Annotated in this window: 14 protein-coding genes; 4 read left to right on the forward strand and 10 right to left on the reverse strand. The window is 63.2% G+C overall.

Annotated elements, in window-relative coordinates; translation table 11 throughout:
- The first annotated feature begins 315 nt into the window (after positions 1-315).
- Complete coding sequence (locus tag NDI76_RS16100) at positions 316-1,422, forward strand: glycosyltransferase family 2 protein (protein ID WP_310925413.1); 1,107 nt, start codon at positions 316-318, stop codon at positions 1,420-1,422.
- Between the two features lie 128 nt (positions 1,423-1,550).
- Here the strand turns inward: NDI76_RS16100 and NDI76_RS16105 are convergent, their stop codons facing one another.
- Positions 1,551-2,291 (reverse strand): MBL fold metallo-hydrolase, encoded by a 741-nt coding sequence (locus tag NDI76_RS16105; protein WP_310925156.1) that lies wholly within the window; start codon positions 2,289-2,291, stop codon positions 1,551-1,553.
- 54 nt (positions 2,292-2,345) lie between these two features.
- Complete coding sequence (locus NDI76_RS16110) at positions 2,346-4,517, reverse strand: hypothetical protein (RefSeq protein WP_310925157.1); 2,172 nt, start codon at positions 4,515-4,517, stop codon at positions 2,346-2,348.
- An 85-nt stretch (positions 4,518-4,602) separates the two neighbouring features.
- Here NDI76_RS16110 and NDI76_RS16115 point away from each other — a divergent pair, with 85 nt between their 5' ends.
- The 3 genes from NDI76_RS16115 to NDI76_RS16125 all read left to right on the forward strand — a co-directional run bounded on the left by NDI76_RS16115 (position 4,603) and on the right by NDI76_RS16125 (position 7,462).
- Entirely contained in the window at positions 4,603-6,018 is a 1,416-nt protein-coding gene (locus NDI76_RS16115; RefSeq protein ID WP_310925158.1) for a DUF58 domain-containing protein, read from the forward strand.
- A 65-nt stretch (positions 6,019-6,083) separates the two neighbouring features.
- On the forward strand, positions 6,084-6,569 hold the full coding sequence (locus tag NDI76_RS16120) for a DUF8163 family membrane protein (protein WP_310925159.1): 486 nt from the start codon (positions 6,084-6,086) through the stop codon (positions 6,567-6,569).
- Positions 6,566-7,462 carry a DUF7982 domain-containing protein gene (locus NDI76_RS16125; protein ID WP_310925160.1) on the forward strand — a complete coding sequence of 299 codons (897 nt, stop codon included), beginning with the start codon at positions 6,566-6,568 and terminating at the stop codon, positions 7,460-7,462. Before NDI76_RS16120 ends, NDI76_RS16125 begins: the two co-directional genes overlap by 4 nt.
- 79 nt (positions 7,463-7,541) lie before the next feature.
- Here NDI76_RS16125 and NDI76_RS16130 read toward each other — a convergent pair whose 3' ends face one another.
- The 8 genes from NDI76_RS16130 to NDI76_RS16165 all read right to left on the reverse strand — a co-directional run bounded on the left by NDI76_RS16130 (position 7,542) and on the right by NDI76_RS16165 (position 16,485).
- Positions 7,542-8,510 carry an AAA family ATPase gene (locus NDI76_RS16130; protein WP_310925161.1) on the reverse strand — a complete coding sequence of 323 codons (969 nt, stop codon included), beginning with the start codon at positions 8,508-8,510 and terminating at the stop codon, positions 7,542-7,544.
- Positions 8,511-8,853: 343 nt separating this feature from the next.
- Positions 8,854-10,311, reverse strand: a complete 1,458-nt coding sequence (locus NDI76_RS16135) for a hypothetical protein (RefSeq protein WP_310925162.1) — start codon at positions 10,309-10,311, stop codon at positions 8,854-8,856.
- Positions 10,312-10,336: 25 nt separating this feature from the next.
- Entirely contained in the window at positions 10,337-11,536 is a 1,200-nt protein-coding gene (locus tag NDI76_RS16140) for an RNA-guided endonuclease InsQ/TnpB family protein (RefSeq protein WP_425498378.1), read from the reverse strand.
- Between the two features lies 1 nt (position 11,537).
- A complete protein-coding gene (gene tnpA / locus NDI76_RS16145) occupies positions 11,538-11,927 on the reverse strand; it encodes an IS200/IS605 family transposase (RefSeq protein WP_310925164.1) in 390 nt (129 codons plus the stop codon).
- A 238-nt stretch (positions 11,928-12,165) separates the two neighbouring features.
- Positions 12,166-13,095, reverse strand: coding sequence for a DUF4350 domain-containing protein (locus tag NDI76_RS16150; protein WP_310925165.1), 930 nt, complete (start codon positions 13,093-13,095; stop codon positions 12,166-12,168).
- Between the two features lies 1 nt (position 13,096).
- Positions 13,097-13,372: a DUF8044 family membrane protein gene (locus NDI76_RS16155; RefSeq protein ID WP_310925166.1), complete on the reverse strand. Its 276-nt coding sequence runs from the start codon at positions 13,370-13,372 to the stop codon at positions 13,097-13,099.
- A gap of 824 nt (positions 13,373-14,196) precedes the next feature.
- Complete coding sequence (locus NDI76_RS16160; RefSeq protein ID WP_310925167.1) at positions 14,197-15,102, reverse strand: polysaccharide deacetylase family protein; 906 nt, start codon at positions 15,100-15,102, stop codon at positions 14,197-14,199.
- Positions 15,103-15,168: 66 nt separating this feature from the next.
- The gene (locus tag NDI76_RS16165) at positions 15,169-16,485 is read right to left on the reverse strand and encodes a glycosyltransferase family 2 protein (protein WP_310925168.1); all 1,317 of its coding nucleotides are present in this window, start codon (positions 16,483-16,485) and stop codon (positions 15,169-15,171) included.
- Positions 16,486-16,584: the final 99 nt, after the last annotated feature.

Below are 16,584 nucleotides of genomic sequence, written 5' to 3' on the forward strand. Positions count from 1 at the left end.
GAATAGTCAGCTACTGTACCTAACTTTGGTATTAAGTAGAAGCCGGCAAATATATGCAACAATTATTGAGCACGTATTCTCACCAAAACCTATTTGTGGTCCTCAGTATATGTTCTGATTACTGACAGCGGATTTCCTGAGTGGGGTAAGACCGCTGTACGGGTAGGCAGCATGTCAACGGAAAATTTAGCACACGCGGAAGAAAGAGTGGGGGGTGATCTCGACATCCAGGTCCTCGATGAAGAGAGATCGGTGCCGCGAGACAGCCTCCTCGTCCCGGCAGACAGCGAACAGACGCCGACGCTGTCGGTCGTCATGCCGACACTCAACGAGGAAGAGGGCATCGCAAAGTGTATCGAGATGATTCTCAATGCGCTTGAGACGATGGATATCACGGGCGAGATCGTCGTCAGCGACAGTTCGACCGATCGGACGCCCGAGATTGCAGAAGCGATGGGCGCACGCGTCGTCGTTCCCGACAAAGGCGGGTACGGCTACGCGTATCAGTACGCCTTCGAGCGCACGCGCGGTGAGTACATCGCGATCGGTGACGCCGACTGCACGTACGACTTCGAGGAGCTCCCGAAGCTCTTCGACCTCGTCCGTGACGGCGATGCGGACATGGCCATGGGCTCGCGTCTTGAAGGCGAGATCCTGCCCGGATCGATGCCGCCGCTGCACCAGTACGTCGGGAACCCTCTTCTGACGAAGTTCCTCAACGTCTTCTACGGCGCCGGCGTCTCCGACGCGCACAGCGGGATGCGCGTGATGTCCCGCGATGCCTTGGAGTCGCTCGATCTCAAGACCACCGGGATGGAGTTCGCCTCGGAGATGATCATGGAGGCCGGTGCGCGGGACCTCACCATCGCCGAAGTGCCCATCACGTACCACCCGCGGGAGGGTGAGGCGACCTTGGAGAGCTTCCAGGACGGCTGGCGGCACGTGAAGTTCATGCTCCAGAACGCGCCGGGGTATCTGTTCTCGGCGCCGGGACTCGCCATGGGCGGGTTCGGCGGCCTCGTGATGACGCTCGCGTTCACGAACTCCTCGGTCGGACCGATGGCGTTCGGGTCGCACTCGCTTCTCGCCGGCACGCTCCTGTTGGTCCTCGGCGTCTATCTCACCTATCTCGGCGTGTTCGCCTCCGTGGCGAGCAACCCGATTCAGAAGCCGGACGACCCGGTGACGACGTTCCTCAGCCACACGGTCAGTCTCGAACGCGGCGCCTTCGCCGGCGCCAGCCTGTTCGTCCTCGGCGGCGCCTACATGGGCGTGCAGACGTTCCAGTGGGCCGCAGGCGGCTTCAGCAACCTCCCGTTGACTCCCGAGAACGTCGTCGCCTTCGCGTTGATGGTCGTCGGCGTGCAGATGGTGTTCGGACTGTTCCTCGTTGACGCCGTGAAGCAGTCTAACCACCGCTGAGCGGTCTGTCGCTTCGGGTTTCTTTCTCTCTCGTTTCGGGTTCTCTCGTCACCCGAGAGCAAGCGTGCTGTTTTCGGTCCGCCGTGCGTCGTATCTACCGACAGTCGCAGTACCGGCTCGTTGAGCTACTAGAACGCGAGCCGTTCCCCATCCTCAGGGACGTGAACGTTCTCCGTGTTCGACCGCAGGTCCTCGCGCGAGAGGAGACAGTGGTTGATCGCTTCCATGTGGACGACGGCGACGGCGACGGCAGCGTCGGTGGCCTCGCGGACGGCCGCGACGTCTTCGACGCCCATCGTGATGGGCCGGCCCTCCGTGAACTGCGCTTCGCCGCCGTTGAGCACGACGACGTCCGGGTCGAACTGCGCCAGCGTTCGTTCGACGGCGTCGTACCAGACCGTATCGCCGGCGAGATACAGCGTCTCCTCGCCCTCGAAGACGAACCCGGAGACGGGTCCCATCTCCTCGGCCAACTGTCCGTGACCGTGGCGGCCGGGCGTGCGATGGATGGTGATCCCGCGGAAGGATACTTCGTCGTCGACCGGACGCACGTCGGTGAAGCCCTCCTCGCGGAAGGCGTCGGCGTCTTCGGGCTGGCAGAAGAGGGGAACGTCCGCGTCCAGTTCCTCTTTCGCCGCCTCGTCGAAGTGGTCTTGGTGGCGGTGAGTGACGAGAACGGCATCGTAGGACAGTTCGTCCTCGGGGAGCGGAACAAGAGGATTTCTGCGGTCGTTCGGCGAGTTCGGAACGGGCGGGTTCTCGCCGGGAGACGCGAGCATCGGGTCGACGAGGAACGTCGTCTCGTCCACCGTGAGGAGGAGTGTCGCGTTGCGCAGCAGACGACCCTCGATCGAAGTGGGAGTCGACATACTGAAGGGCTTCGGGCAGTGGCGGGTTAGTACTTTCCTCGAGACGGTCGACAGTCAGTCGTTTTGGTCGCCGCCCCGCCCCCGATTCGAGACGATTCGCTCGGCGGCCATAATCGCGTCGCGAGCCTCGTCGAGCGAGAGCTCCCGGTCGCTGTACACGGCGCGTTCGTACGCATCGTTGAGTTGGCGCAGCGCGTCCATCGGGACGGCACCGGTCCGTTGACACGCCTGGTAGAACTGCCGGTGGGTCTTGGGAGACTCATCAAGCGACGGTGCGAGAGCCCGCTGAACGGTTTGATAGGCGGCGAGCAGCGCTCCCTGCATCTTCCCTTGGGCGAGCAGCTGAACGGGCGACGGGATAGGTTCGACACTCTCGTCCTCGCCGGTATCGCCCGTCTCGATTTCGTCGACCGACCCCGAGCCGTCGGACACCAGCCACCGCCGGACGGCGTACCACCCGGCGGCGAGGATGAGCACGGTCGCGGCGGCGCCGAACGCGATGCCCTCCGGCGACGGACCGTCTTGACCGGCCACCGGGGCGACGAGAGACCCGCCCGAACCGTCACCGGAGCCCGAACCACCGACTCCGACGATTCCGGGAAGACTACCTTCGACTCCGCCGACCCCGAACACGGGGTTACCGGCGCCGCCCGCGGCGTCGCTACCGCGGGTTGCGACTGCCGTGGCCGATTCGAGATTCGTTCCCGACCCGTCGAACTGGACGCTGACCGTCGTGTCCTCGTTCAACAGCCTGCGGTCGAATCGTATCTGATACCGGCCGTCGTCGCCGGTCCTGGTTCCGGTCACCACGTCCCCGTCGACGGAGAGGGCGACCTGTCGGTCGGCGACGCCCGTACCGTCGGCGGTGAGTCGTCCGCTCGCCACGACGGTCCCGTCGTCGGGCGTCAGCGTGAGCGTCAGATTCGTCGGCGTTGCGGTGACGGTGACCGGTTGTGCCGCGTCGACGACGACGGCGCTGTCGGTTCCGGAGGTGACGCGGACGCGTTGGTCGCCGCTGGGAACGCCGGCCGAGACCGTTCCGTTCGTCGCGAATCGGCCGTCGGCGCCGGTCACATTACCGCCGACCGAGCGCTCTCCGAGCGTCGCGTCGACCGAGAGGTTCGAGACGGGCCGACCGTCGACGGCGACCCGTCCGGCGACCGCGACCGAATCCCCGAAGCTGACTTCCTCAGGCACCGACTGGAACTCGACCGTTCCGTTCACCTGCTCGACTGCGATGGGGACGCTCGCGTTCGACCCGATATAGACTGAGGTCGTCTGCGGGAGGTACCGAACGGTCACCTGCGAGGTGTTGACGGGAATTCCGGCCGGGCGATAGTCGAGTTCGAACGCACCCTCGTCGTCGGTTTCGACGGCGTACGATCGCTCGCCGACGCGAAGCGTGATCGTGCGGTCGGCGACCGGCGATTCGTCCGCCGTAACGAGACGACCCTCGATCTGTAGCGGGTCGACGAACGAGGCCGTCTCGTCGTCGGCCTCGACCGTGAGCGTCGTCGCGCGCAGTTCGGCCGCGCGGACCTGCGCGGTCGAGTTCGCCATGTCCTGCTGGACGGTTCGGATCCGCTCTTGGGCGTCGCTAAAGTCGACGTCGGTCTGGTTACCTAACTCCGCGTACGTCTCGTCGAGTTCGGTCGACTGGCGGTCGACGTCCTCGCCGATTCGGACGAGTTCTCTGGCGAGTCGCCGCGCTTCCTCTTCGTTCCCGTTCGATTTGGCCGCTTGGTAGGCCTCTTCGGTCTCGCGGTACTCGGCGAGCGAATCCGAGAGGTTGCGCTGGGTCTCGCCGGCCTGCTCGAAGTTCTGGGCGGTCTCCTCCTCGCCGCTCTCGTCGGCGACGTCGGCGTACTTCCCGAGGGTGTCGACGTACTCGTCGCCGAGCAGCTGCTTGGCGCGGTCGTACTGTTCCTCGCTGAGCTGCACGCTGCTGCCCTCCAGTCGGTCGGCCAGCCGGGCGGTGAGTTGCGCTCTGAGCGCGTCTTCGGTGTTCTCGGCGTCCGCCTCGTCGGGATTGGCGTGCCGGACGCTCGTGTTGTTTGTCGCCGTGGTCGGCGTCGTCTGCTGTGCTCGGATGTCGGTGCCGCCGCGTTCGATGCCGGCGCTCCCGGCGTCGCTCGCAGCGACGACCGGCGGGGCGGCCGCGACCGCAAGCACGAGGGCGAGAACGATGAGAGTGGTCCGAACGGACCGCGCCACGGGGACGTTCACGTGCAGTACCTCCCGCCGGAGACGCATATGTCCTTCCGTCCACGCGACCAGAATATTCAAACATCGGTCCGACGATTATCGCCTAATGAGACTGACGCGACGGGGCTACGGCGTCGTCGGCGTCGCCGCGACGCTCCTCGTCGTCGGCGCGGCCGCGGAACGACCGCTCGCGCTCGTCGGCGCGGGGGCGGTGTGCGCGTGGCTGCTCGTCGCCCTCTTCCGCGCGGGCCAACGGTTCGCTGCGACCGACGGCTCGATCGCGCTCGCCCTCACCGCCGACCGACGGCGCATCCGTCCGAACAGCGAGACGGAGTTCCGCCTCTCGATCGATAGCTCGGAGGCGACCCACCCGATCACAGTCGGCATCGAGTGGCCCGTCGGCGTCGACGGCGACGCGCGGACCGTCTTCGTCGACCCCCGGCGATCGGTGACCGAGGAAACGGCGACCTGTTCGATCCCCGTCGCCGGAACGTACGAGCTTCCGCGGCTGTCCTGCACGTACCGCAGCGCAGACGGGCTGTTCTCCCAGGACGTCTCGCGCGAGGAGTCGCTCGAAATCGACGTGACCGCCCCCTCGCCCGACGACATCCACGTCGGCGCGGGTGGAGACCCCCTCGTCGGGACGTACGGTGATCATACGAGCGGTCAGCGGGGGACGGGGACGAACTTCATCGACATCCGACGCTACGTGCCCGGCGACTCGGTGAGCCGCATCGACTGGAACGCGACGGCGCGGTTCAGCGAAGCCTACGTCCGCGAGTTCGAGAACGAGACGGTCCAGCAGACTCGGCTGTTCGTCGACAACCGCGCCTGCATGTGGGAGGGTCCGCAGGGACGGACGAAAGCGGATTACCTCCGCGAAGTCCTCCTCGGCGTGCTGACGCAGGTCGAAGAGGCGAACGACCCCGTCGGCCTCACCGTACTCGACGACGACGGCCTGCGGACGGACCTCGACTACGGCGACTCGACGGTCCACTACCGCGACTGCCGGCGCACGCTTACGCAGCTCTCGAAACCTATGAGCGGCGTCGCCGCCGAGTCGTTGACCACCGCCGGTCCCGAGATGGCACAGCGGACCGCGGGGCTGCTCGCCGCCCGCGAGGATACGTTCGCCCGGACGCTGCGGCCGTACTTCGAGTCGCCGGAGAGCTACGTGCTGCGGCTCGACTCCAAGCCGGTGTTCGAGGCGCTCCGTCGGAAGGCGGTCGTCGAGAAGCTCCGCGGGTGGTCGGTGCTCTGCACGGACGATACGCACCCCCAGGAGACGCGCGAAGCGGTGAAGCAGTTGGTCGACAACGGCGGGCGCGTGACGGTGTTTCTCGCGCCGAGCGCGCTGTTCGAGTCCGACTCGGCCGACGGGTCGAACCGCGCGTACGACCGCTTAGTGGACTTCGAGTCGTTCCGGAAGTCGATCGACGTGATCCCGAACGTCCGAGCCTACGAGGTGGCGCCGAACGACCGGCTGCAATCGGTGCTGGATGCGGGACGGACGCGACGCTGAGACAGACAGGACCCGAACAACAACAACAACTAATGGCTTCATCCACGACGACACACGACAGACGAATGGCAACCGCCCAGCGCTCCACACCGGCGCCTTCAGACTCCCGGTACGAATCCGTTACCCTCGCCGCAGGGACGGTTCTCGTCGCCGCATCGCTGTGGCTGTTCGGCGGCGGCCTCACCGGTCTCGTCGTCGGCGCCGCCGTCGGCTTCGCCGCCGCCGCCAGCGAGAGTTACTACGGCGTCGGCCTCGCGCACCTCGCCGCCCTCCTCACGACGTCCTCGCCCGGCCTCGCGGGCGTCGTCCTGCTCGAACTGGGTGCTATCACCTACCTCTCGGCGGAGCTGGCGCCGGAGTCGAGACTCCGCGATGCGGTGGCGCTCGCGGCGCTCTCGGGACTCGCTGTCGCGGCCGTGACGGCGCTCGCGACGGTGTACGACGCCGTCACCGCGGCGGCCGCGCTCGTCCTCGCGACGGCGCTCGTCGGATACGCGCTCTACCGCTACGGACTGTGGAAACTGGGCGTGCTCTCGGAGGACCCGGCGTGAGTCGAAACGAGGCCGGAAACGGCCAGGTTCCCGAGTCGGACGACGCTGAACGCGAACGCAGCGACGGGGCGGCCGACGGCGGGACTGCACCCTCGACGGAGGCCGACCGAACGGCCCGAGCCGAGCGGGAACGCCTGCGCGAGGAGAACGAACGGCTCCGCGCGCGTTACGACGACTCGCGCCGCAGCGGGCAGGAACGAACCGCGCTCGGGTTGGCGGTCGTCGGCCTGTTCGCGGGCGGGTTCGCCGTCGTCGCGCCCGCGGTTCGGGAACCGCTCATCGGCATCGCGGCCATCGGGGTGTTCGCGGGCATCGTAACCTGGTATCTCACACCAGAGCAGTTCATCCCCGCGGACGTCGGACAGTCGACGTTCGAGCCCCTCTCGCGGAACGAGGCGGCGCTGGTCGACCAACTCGGTCTCTCCGAGGAGCGACTCTACCTCGAAACCGAGGACGGGTCGTTCCGCCTGTTCGTCCCGCAGACCCCGGGGAGCCGACCGCCCCGGGAGTCGACGTTCGAGCACCCGCTGGTCGTCTCGGAGGACGTCGCGGAGTCGGGCGTCGCGTTCGAACCCAGCGGCGCCGTTCTGTACCGCGAGCACGACGCGACGCGGTCGGGGGTACCCGAGTCGGTCACGGACGTGGTCGCGCAGGTGGGCGAGTCCCTCCGGGAGAACTTCGAGTTGCTCCGGTCGGTCGACGCCGAGGTGGACGCGGAAGACGGCCGCGTCACCATCGACGTCGGAACCCCCTCGTACGGCGGCCTCGACGCGTTCGACCATCCGGTCGTCTCCACGTTCGGCGTCGCGCTGGCCGCCTACCTGGACGAACCGGTGCGCGCCGAGGTGTCGGAACTGGAGTCGGGACTGTGGTCGGTCACCTACCGCTGGTAGTGTGCGGATCGTTCATCTACACAGTTTCGAAGACCGGGGTTTTCGAGGAGCGAATCGGCAGCGTGACCCTGAGCTTGTGTTATTCTAGGGACGAGGTGGGCGACTTCGCTTCGGGAGTTTCGACCGCATCGAGAATCTCCTCGATGATTTCGTCGACGCTCCGGTCGCTCAGTTGCGCGTCGGAGCTCAGAACGAGCCGGTGCGTCAACGCCGGCTTGACGAGCGTCAGGACGTCGTCGGGGAGGACGTAGTTGCGCCCGTGGATGGCGGCGCGCGCCTTCGATGCGGTGAGCAGTGACAGCGACGCACGCGTCGACGCGCCGTGTTCGATGTCCGGCGAGTCCCGCGTCGCCGCGACGATATCGAGGAGGAACTCGCGGACGGCGTCGGAGACGAACACCTCCGTGACGACCTCGCGGGCCTCGACGAGGTCGTCGGGATCGACGACCTGTTCGGTCGTCTCGGGGCCGAGCTCGGGGTTATCGTGGAAGCGGTTCAGGAACTCGCGTTCGTCCTCGCGGTCGAGGAGGTCCATCCGGTACTTCAGTTGGAAGCGGTCGCGCTGGGCCTCCGGGAGTTCGTAGGTCCCCTCCATCTCGATGGGGTTCTGCGTTGCGACGACCATGAACGGGTCCGAGAGCGTGAGCGTCTGTCCTCCGATGGTGACGTGTCGTTCCTGCATCGCCTCGAGGAGTGCACTCTGTGCTTTCGGCGTCCCGCGGTTGATCTCGTCCGCGACCACGAGGTTGGCGAACACGGGACCGCGGTGGATCTCGAACTCGCCGCGTTGCTCGCGGTACACCTCCGTCCCGGTGATGTCGGCGGGGAGGATGTCGGGCGTCATCTGGATGCGGCGAAAGTCCAGACCCGACACGCGCGCGAACAGGTTCGCCGTCGTCGTCTTCGCCGTCCCCGGCACCCCTTCGATGAGGAGGTGCCCCTTCGTGAGAAGCGAGATGGTGAGACCTTCTACGACGTCGCGGTTGCCGATCAGGACGTCCCCGATTTCGGACTGGATGGCGTCGTAGAGGGCGGCTGGATCGCTCATTGTGTGTTTGAGTGTCTCCCGTGACACTTAAAACACGCCTCCTACAGTCGGGAGCAGTACCCCGCTCCGAGTCGCGAGACTGAGCGGTAGCTGCAGTCGTCACTGGCGGCTGGACATTTCTTGCTAACCTTGCTGAACCCTCAAACGGCGATTGCTTTCGATAGGCGTGTTGAATACACCGCGCGAGTCGCTCAGAGCGTGGATCAGTATGAACGGTTGTGAGGCTCGCCACGGACAGGTGGTCTGTTGAGGAATCCCGTGCGGGAAGTCGAAAACGATAGACAGCGCCCTCCGTATCGAATGGGTTGCTGTGTCTCGAACGGACCGTTGCGGACGATAGTCACTACTCCTCGCGGATTACGGCGATCCACCCGTCTTCGGACGGAGTTTCCAGTTCGATCTGATCGTGTTCGACAGTTGGGTTCGACGCTTTGGCCCATTCGGAGTGCTCGATGTCGAGCCACCGTATCGTAACCGACCCGGACGTGTCGGCCGCATCAAACGGCACGCGACCGCCGGACAGGAAGTACACGATGTACTCCCCAGCGTTTCTGTTGGCGGCACAGTACGCTTCATCGTCCTCTCGGGCACATTCAAGGTGCTCCGTCTCTCGCTCTCGAAGGAGGCTGTTGGACGGGGTCGCTTCCATCAGATCGGTCTCGCTGAGTAGCATTCGTACAGCCTCGAGCTGTCGCTGGACGATTGCTCGGAGTCCGAGCCCCCATCCGTCCTCACTCCGGTGGAATCTGGCGGTAGCACACCCGCCGATTATATTCCGCCAAAACCGAGCAATCGCTTCGTCTGTCGTCCCTGCGGCCCACTTCTGATGATCTCCTTGTTCCGCTTCGAGCCCGCCGTAAATCTTCTCGTTACTCAGTGGGCGAACCGCGTCGTGCGAGTAGAGTTCAGCCCGCCAAGATTGGATATTGTCCCAGTGCTGTTGCCCAACCGCTCCTTCGGCGTTCTGATTGTTCTGTGATATCTCGACGTGTGAATAGCGGTCGGGATTCCCGAGCGCCCGTGACACCGACTCACCGGGATTTATTCGCATCGCGGTGACGGTGACGGGCGCATCGCGCACTCCGGTCGCGTGGTCGCCGGTGGATTCCTGCTCGCCGGCGTATGACCGGACGAACTCCAGCCAGTGACGTTCCCACGATGAGGCAGTCCGAGACTCGTTGTTGATGTTATATATTACGTGGCCGTACGGACGCGTGAGATCGAGGATCGCTTCGATGAATTGCTCTTGATAGCTCAACAGGAGGTCGTTGCCTTCCGCGACGGAATCGTAGAAGACAGAGACCTCTCCTTCTTCGGCATCGTACTCCTCGGGGAGACCGGATTCCTCCGGTGAATAGTTCACGTTGTTCTCGGGATTCCACGGTACGTCTGACCATCGACCGTAGTGGTCGAACTGGTCCCAGAACGTAATCTGGACGATCAAATCGCGTTTCCGAGATTCTTCCAGGAAGGTGAAAAGTCGATCCTCGAACTCCTCGTTGAGTTCCTCGAGGTCGTACGTTCCATCCTCGACCGTTGCAAAAGGAGGCACGTTTCCTTCGTCACGGTAGGAGAGGACGTTCCGGAGAAAGTTGCCACCGGACGCTTCCAGTCGATCGAGTGCATCGGTCAGTTCAGCCTCGGTCCATTGAAACGGGTTATCTTCCTCGAACCCCCCAACGAGGAGTATCGGCTCTCCTCGGTACTCGAAATACCATGGATTCTCTTCGGAGACGGTGATCGGATCGCGGGACGGTGTCCTCTCGTTACTCATAGCTGTGGTCACCACGATCACGGTCATAAATCCGTGCTGACTTCTCCCACGACTAAAGTCGTGGGGTTCCCTCACTGAGGGTTAGGCCCACGGAATCTTGGGAGTTCTCAGGTTCAACGACGACCTGAGTTTCGGGCCGAGCCAGTACGGCCCCCGTGTCGGACAGCGGTTTCGAGAACTTGCCCAACACTCGCTTGCCGATGTTCGTCGCGCCGTTTTTGTCCGCGTTGTCGTCCAAGCCACAGTGCGGACACCGGAACCTACCCTGCGTGTTCCGCACACCCATCTCGGCGCACCGATTGCACGCCTGAGACGTGTACGCTTCGTCCACCAGCACCACCTCGATACCTTCGCAGTGGGCCTTGTATTCGGTGTACGACAGGAGTTTGGCGAACGGCATCTTGTGGAGTTTGTCGTTGAAGTGCCGTCCCTTGTCGTTACCTTCTCGGATACCCCCGAGGTCGCCCACGGCGATGACCGCGTTCCGGGCCACGGCGTCGTCCACGATGGACCGAGAAATCTTGTGGAGACGGTCGTCCACCTTTCGAGACTCGGCGTTTCCGAGCCGGTGGAGTACCTGTTTCCCCTGTCGTACCTTCGCCTTGCCGATGGACTTTCGGAGTTGCTTGTAGTGTTCGCGGATTCGGCGCACGTTCTCGCCGTAAAAGGTCGTCTCGCGGGTGGACAACGCCACAGACGTTGCTATCCACCTCGCTCCAAGGTCGATGGCGAGAACATCGTCGTACGTCTCTCGCACTTCGTATCGCTTCTTCACGACGAGGTGGACGTACCACTCGCCGTCACGTCGGACGAGTTCGGAGTCCCGAATCTTTCCCCCTCGGACGAGCGGTTCGTCTTTCTCAGGGACGGTCGCAGGACACCAAATCGAGTTCCCACGACCGCGTTCGGGGTCGTAGACGGGTATCTTGACCCACCACGACGACAGTACCGTGTCCTCGTCATACTCGACGCCGAGTACGTCGTTGCGAAGGACGACGGGCTGTTCGGTGTCTCGGCGCGAGTTCTTCTGTTTCCGCACCTTCGACGCCTGTTGTTTCGTCGCGGAGTAGAGGTCGACGTCGTCCTCAGAACGCTTCGCGTTCTGATCGGCTGCACGAGAACTATCGTTCTCGTGAACGTCGCCTTGTACGGCGGTCTGAAAAGCGTCGTACTCCCGAGCGAGAAGTCCCGCTTTTCTCTCGGTCAGAGAGTGGAGTTTGACCCGTACCGTGGTGGCGACTTCGCGCTGCACGCTACTCACCCGCCTGCGCTTCGATGTATTCTTTGATGGTCTTGCTCGACACCTCTCCCGCGGAGGAGACGAAGTACGAGCGCGTCCACATCGATGGGAGTCCAAAGTCGAACTCGTCGCGCAGGTGGCGAGAGGAGTAGCCCTTAACCTGTTGCATTATCTTGTTCGGGGCGAGCGTCGGGTCGCCCGTGATGAACAAATGTACGTGGTCAGGCTGGATTGCCAGCCGGAGGATTTCAAGGCCGAGTTCGTCCGCCTTCTCGGAGACGAGTTCTTCGAGACGGTCGGCAACCTCGCCTTCCAGCACCGACTTCCGGTACTTCGGGCACCAAATGAAGTGGTAGTGGAGATTGTGTACCGACGTTCTTTCTCGGCTGTACCCCCGTGGCATGGTCTTAGATAGAATCCACCCAACTATTGATGTTACGCTTTCATCAACCCTAAGCCGTGGTGGGACGGAGGGACTGTTGATCTGTTGTTGGATTCATCCCACGGCTAAAGCCGTGGGCTTTCTCCTCGAATTTTTGTAACGTATCGGATTGACAGTGCCGGAATATGTGCTCGTTGAGCGTCCGTCGATACCGGCCGCCAAACGAGGAGTTCAACAGTACCGTCTGAGGACCTCTCTCTTACTCGTCCGACCGGCGGAACCAGCTCGGTCTGCCCTCCCGCGCCAACACGCCGGCGAGGAGGAATCCGACCAGTCCGACGCCGACCTGCACGAGCGGCGACCCGCGCAGGAGGATGAGCGCCGACCGAATCGGCGGCTGGGAGTCCGCGTGCGAGTAGTCCAAGACGACGGTGTCGTACCCGCTCACCACCTGCTCGGTGAACGCGCGGTTGTCCGCGCGCTCCTGCATCGCGTTGATGAAGATACTCGGGTCGCTGACGGCGAGCACACGTCCCTCACCGATATCCTCCGAAACGACGACGGGATAGGACCGGAAGGGTTCGTCGTCGTCCGGTTGGCCGTTGTCGTTGACGTCGAGATAGGAGTACTCCGAGGTGGCGACGAGCGTCGTCGCGTTCGACTCGTTCGGTACCTCGACGACGGTGCCGTGATTGAGCATCACCGACCCGACGCCCGTCGTCGAGAAGCGCTCGGAGACGTTCGTCGCCGTCGGCATCGCCGTCGTCGGACCGTGATAGCGCATATCACGCACTAGCCGCCCGTCGAAGCGCGCGTCGGCGCCGAGGGCGGAGAGCAGTTCGTCGCCCTGCGGTTCGAAGTCTTCCGCGACGACGAGCGTCCCACCCGCCTGGACGAACTGCCGCATGCGAGCGAGTTCGGCGCTCGTATAGGATTCGCTCGGCGCGATGACGAACGCCACCGTCCCGTTCGGGTCGTACTCGGAGTACGCCGTCGTCTCGAGGATAATCGTGGGTTCCGCATCGGTCGTCTCGGCCGCCGACCGGATCGACGAGGAGCCGTCCCACTGTGCGTTGAACGCTCCGAACGCCGCGGAGGACGTCGCGCCGGCGACGACCAGCGTCAGCATGCAGACGGCGACGAGGGCGACCAACAGCGCTCGCGGCGAGAGGAGGTCGTCGAGTCGCACGTCAGAACACCCCCGGCGGCAGAATTTCGAGGATGCGCTGTACGACGATGTACGCGAACCCGATCAAGCCGATGAGGATCAGCCACTTGAGCCGACGACGCCACCGCGGACTCACGCCGAAGGGTGCGGTGAGTTCGACGACGACCAGAAAGCCGATGAGCGAGACGACGAACAGCAGTTCGAGAGAGAAGGCGCCGAGCACCGTCAACAGGAGGAACGCCGCCAACATCCACGCGAGGTGGGCGTGCACAAACCGTTCTCGCCGAGTCGAGACCATCTACCTGTACCTACGCGGCCGGCTATACGTAGCTTTCGGGGACGGCTTCGACAGTTGAACTAGCCTTCCGAATATTCTATCTGATAACCACAGTTCCCCATGAAAAGATGCAATCTGTGCCGCTGTACACTTCTCAAGCATCCTAAAATTTGTAAACATTTTAATCTCTTATAGCCCATATCCAATTAGAAGGAAAGTAAAATCGCTGTAAGAAAATAACTTGTGGACTCTCCTGGATTTTTGATTGGCATATCATCGCAGCGTGCGAGAGAGTGCTGCTGCTAAGGACACCCCGAATATCAAAATAGATAGTTAAATCTACGGAAGATCTCGTAGAGAGGCTACGGTGCGGCGTGAAGAGCGACAGTCAACGTAGCCCAAGCCAGTACGGCGGTCTCATCGAATAGTTCGGGCCTTCCTCTCGGGGTGGTTTTCCTCCCCGACTTCCATGCGGGTCCGCGTGGACCAGCACCGCAATTTCGGCAGAACGCCCACCCGACAAAATCACGAAAATGATTACGAACATAAAACTGTAATGTCAGTCTCGGTACGCAGAAACCTCACAGCGTTAGTTACTGACAGAGAATAGCCGTGTTCGTACTATCTCTCGCTTCCGTTCCTATCCTGATTATCGATGTCCGTCGGGTACCGTGTACGACTCTATCGAGTCCTCTCTTTACACTTACCTCACCGTAAGCCACCACGAAGCAGTTCTGACCGACAGCGAGGGGAACACCCGTAACTCGCGCACTCCGAATGGCCTGCAGTCAACCCGAATCGTCGGCGAGAGAGACGCCTGTCGGCCTGAAAGCCACAGTCCGCTCTCAGTCGCGCGCGGGCGTCTGGTTCTCGGGCGTGGATACGTGTCCGTCTCGCAACTGCTCGTGTACGCCGTCGAGCGTACCGAACGAGTAGCCCGCCTGATCGAATTTCTCGATGAACCGCCGAAGGAGACTGAATCCGTGGTCGTTCCGACTGTAGAGCAGTCGGTACACACTCGGGAGGCGAGCGGACGACGGCGGCGTGTACAGGTCGTGCATGTGGATGTTGAAGACGACCGACCGGGGGGGCGACTCGAGTAATCGGTTGACGTACGGCCGGCCGAAGATACGCGCATAGGAGAGACCGATCGGAAGAGGCGCGTAGGGAGAGAGAACCGAGAACGGGAGTTCGAAGAGGTCGAACCGTTCGAGGTACGTCGGCGACGTCGACGCGTCGGTGTTGTTGAAGTGGCCGGGTCGCCAGGTCGGGAAGACGCTGGAGTCGAACTGGTAGCCGGCCGATGCCAGTAGTTCGTAGTCCTCGTCCCGAACGTTTCCGTTCGGGAAGCGGTATCCCGTCGGCCGTCGGCCGAAGAACTCGGTGTAGCGGTCCGTACTCGTCTCGATCTCCTCGCGGATCGACGTCTGGTCGCGCGGGCGATGCGTATGTGAGTGCGGATGAAACGTGACGGGCACATCGGACTCGCGCAGGGCCTCGACCGCTTCCGGGCGGACCTCGGTCAGTTCGGTTTGGACGAAGCAGGTGAGCGGCGTCGACGTCGACTCAAGCAACGAGACGAGTCGGTCGATCTTGGAGACCGCTTGGTAGCTGTTCGTCTCGAGTGCGGTCCCGAAATCACACTCGAAGTCGAGCGTGAGATACACCTGCTCTGCGTGCGGCCACTCGATCGGTCGGTCAACACGAGGGCCGCGTGTGGCCTCCGCGGCGCGCCGTCTCCGATCACTCATCGTGCGCTCGCGACTCGGAGTCGGTGAAGTGATTCGCCGTTCGCTGTCGGAGGATGCTCGTAGCAGTCATGGGTAGTGTGTCTTCAGCGAGTGGAGGATGATCGCGGTGAAACATATGAACAACCCGGCGAGCGTGCTGAACGACGCGACGGTGGCTAACTCGAGGGGGAAATCGCTCGTCTGTAAGTACTTCGAGACCGTCCAGTATCCGAGACTGATTCCCAAGAACGCGATGCCGAAGCCGGGGATGCCGAGCACCGAGAGGGGTCGCTCCCGTTCGACGGTACGGATGATGTTGCTCACGAGGACGGCGCCGTGTTTTATCGGGTTGTGCGTGCTCGCGTTTTCGATATCGTATCGAACCGTCGTTCCGACCTCCTCGATATCGTAATCGCGGTGGTGGGCGTGGTGAAGGATATCCGTGCTGGCGCTCATGTGCTCGCCCAGACCGTCGTCGTTCGCGAGCGACTTGATCGCCGTCTCGTCGTACGCTCGAAACCCGTTTTGCGTATCGCGGACCCAAGCGCGCGAACGAACGACCCCCATGCTGAGGTTGGTGAGGACGTTGACGATAGTGAGACCGAACCGCCGATACAGCGGTACCTCGCTTTCCGCCCCCTCGCCGAACCGATCTCCGACCACGAGTTCAGCCCCGGTCTGCCGTTGGCGTTCGACGAGTTTCGGGATATCGGCCGCGTCGTGCTGGCCGTCGCCGTCCAAGATGATGAGATGGTCTGCACCCCGCCGCTCGGCTTCCTTGAAAATCGTCTGCAGCGCCCCGCCGTACCCTCGGTTTTGCTCGTGTTCGACGACGACTGCCCCCGCACGCCGAGCGATCGCCGCCGTATCGTCCGTGCTCCCGTCGTCGACGACGAGCGTCATATCGGCGTATCGTCCCGCTTCCGTGACGACGTCACCTATCCGACTTCCTTCGTTGTACGCCGGGATGCTCGCGAGGACCTCACACTGCTGGCGTTCGAGCGAGTGGCTCTGCGACTCGATCGCGTAGAACTCCTCTCCGTTCGTTCGCTCGGACTGCTGAATGGCGTCGTAATCGACGTACTCCTCGCAGTCCTCGTGCAGCACGATCCCGGGAAAGCCGAGTTCGCGGGCCGCCTCGGTGAGGTGATACTCGTCGAGACCCTCCGTGAACTCGGTGTTGGGAGCGGGCACGACGACCGCAGACGCCTCTCTGGCGAGCTCGACCGCCCGGGATTCGGTTCCCTTCCGGTAGCTGACGAGCACCGAGTAGCCCCGCCGATTCGCGCGGAGCAGGATGCGCGCGATGGCGTCCTCGTTGTCTGCTGTCGCGACCACGCCGATAGCGGGGTTCTCCCGGTTCAGGACCTCAACTTCAGCTTCTACGCGCGCATTCGATTCCATGTTCCGCCTCCCCCGGTGTCTCTCTCGTTAGGTTCTCCCATTGATCCGTCGCGGCTCGGGTCGGGACGGGACGCCCGTACCGAGTTATCGCGGGTTCGG

This window comes from Halogeometricum sp. S1BR25-6 (assembly GCF_031624495.1).
GTDB lineage: Archaea > Halobacteriota > Halobacteria > Halobacteriales > Haloferacaceae > Halogeometricum > Halogeometricum salsisoli.

Coding starts and splice junctions, on each gene's coding strand:
- NDI76_RS16115 (WP_310925158.1), top strand. CDS start 4,603: ATGAGACTGACGCGACGGGGCTACGGCGTCGTCGGCGTCGCCGCGACG.
- NDI76_RS16120 (WP_310925159.1), top strand. CDS start 6,084: ATGGCAACCGCCCAGCGCTCCACACCGGCGCCTTCAGACTCCCGGTAC.
- NDI76_RS16135 (WP_310925162.1), bottom strand. CDS start 10,311: ATGACCGTGATCGTGGTGACCACAGCTATGAGTAACGAGAGGACACCG.
- tnpA (WP_310925164.1), bottom strand. CDS start 11,927: ATGCCACGGGGGTACAGCCGAGAAAGAACGTCGGTACACAATCTCCAC.
- NDI76_RS16100 (WP_310925413.1), top strand. CDS start 316: ATGCCGACACTCAACGAGGAAGAGGGCATCGCAAAGTGTATCGAGATG.
- NDI76_RS16105 (WP_310925156.1), bottom strand. CDS start 2,291: ATGTCGACTCCCACTTCGATCGAGGGTCGTCTGCTGCGCAACGCGACA.
- NDI76_RS16130 (WP_310925161.1), bottom strand. CDS start 8,510: ATGAGCGATCCAGCCGCCCTCTACGACGCCATCCAGTCCGAAATCGGG.
- NDI76_RS16165 (WP_310925168.1), bottom strand. CDS start 16,485: ATGGAATCGAATGCGCGCGTAGAAGCTGAAGTTGAGGTCCTGAACCGG.
- NDI76_RS16155 (WP_310925166.1), bottom strand. CDS start 13,372: ATGGTCTCGACTCGGCGAGAACGGTTTGTGCACGCCCACCTCGCGTGG.
- NDI76_RS16160 (WP_310925167.1), bottom strand. CDS start 15,102: ATGAGTGATCGGAGACGGCGCGCCGCGGAGGCCACACGCGGCCCTCGT.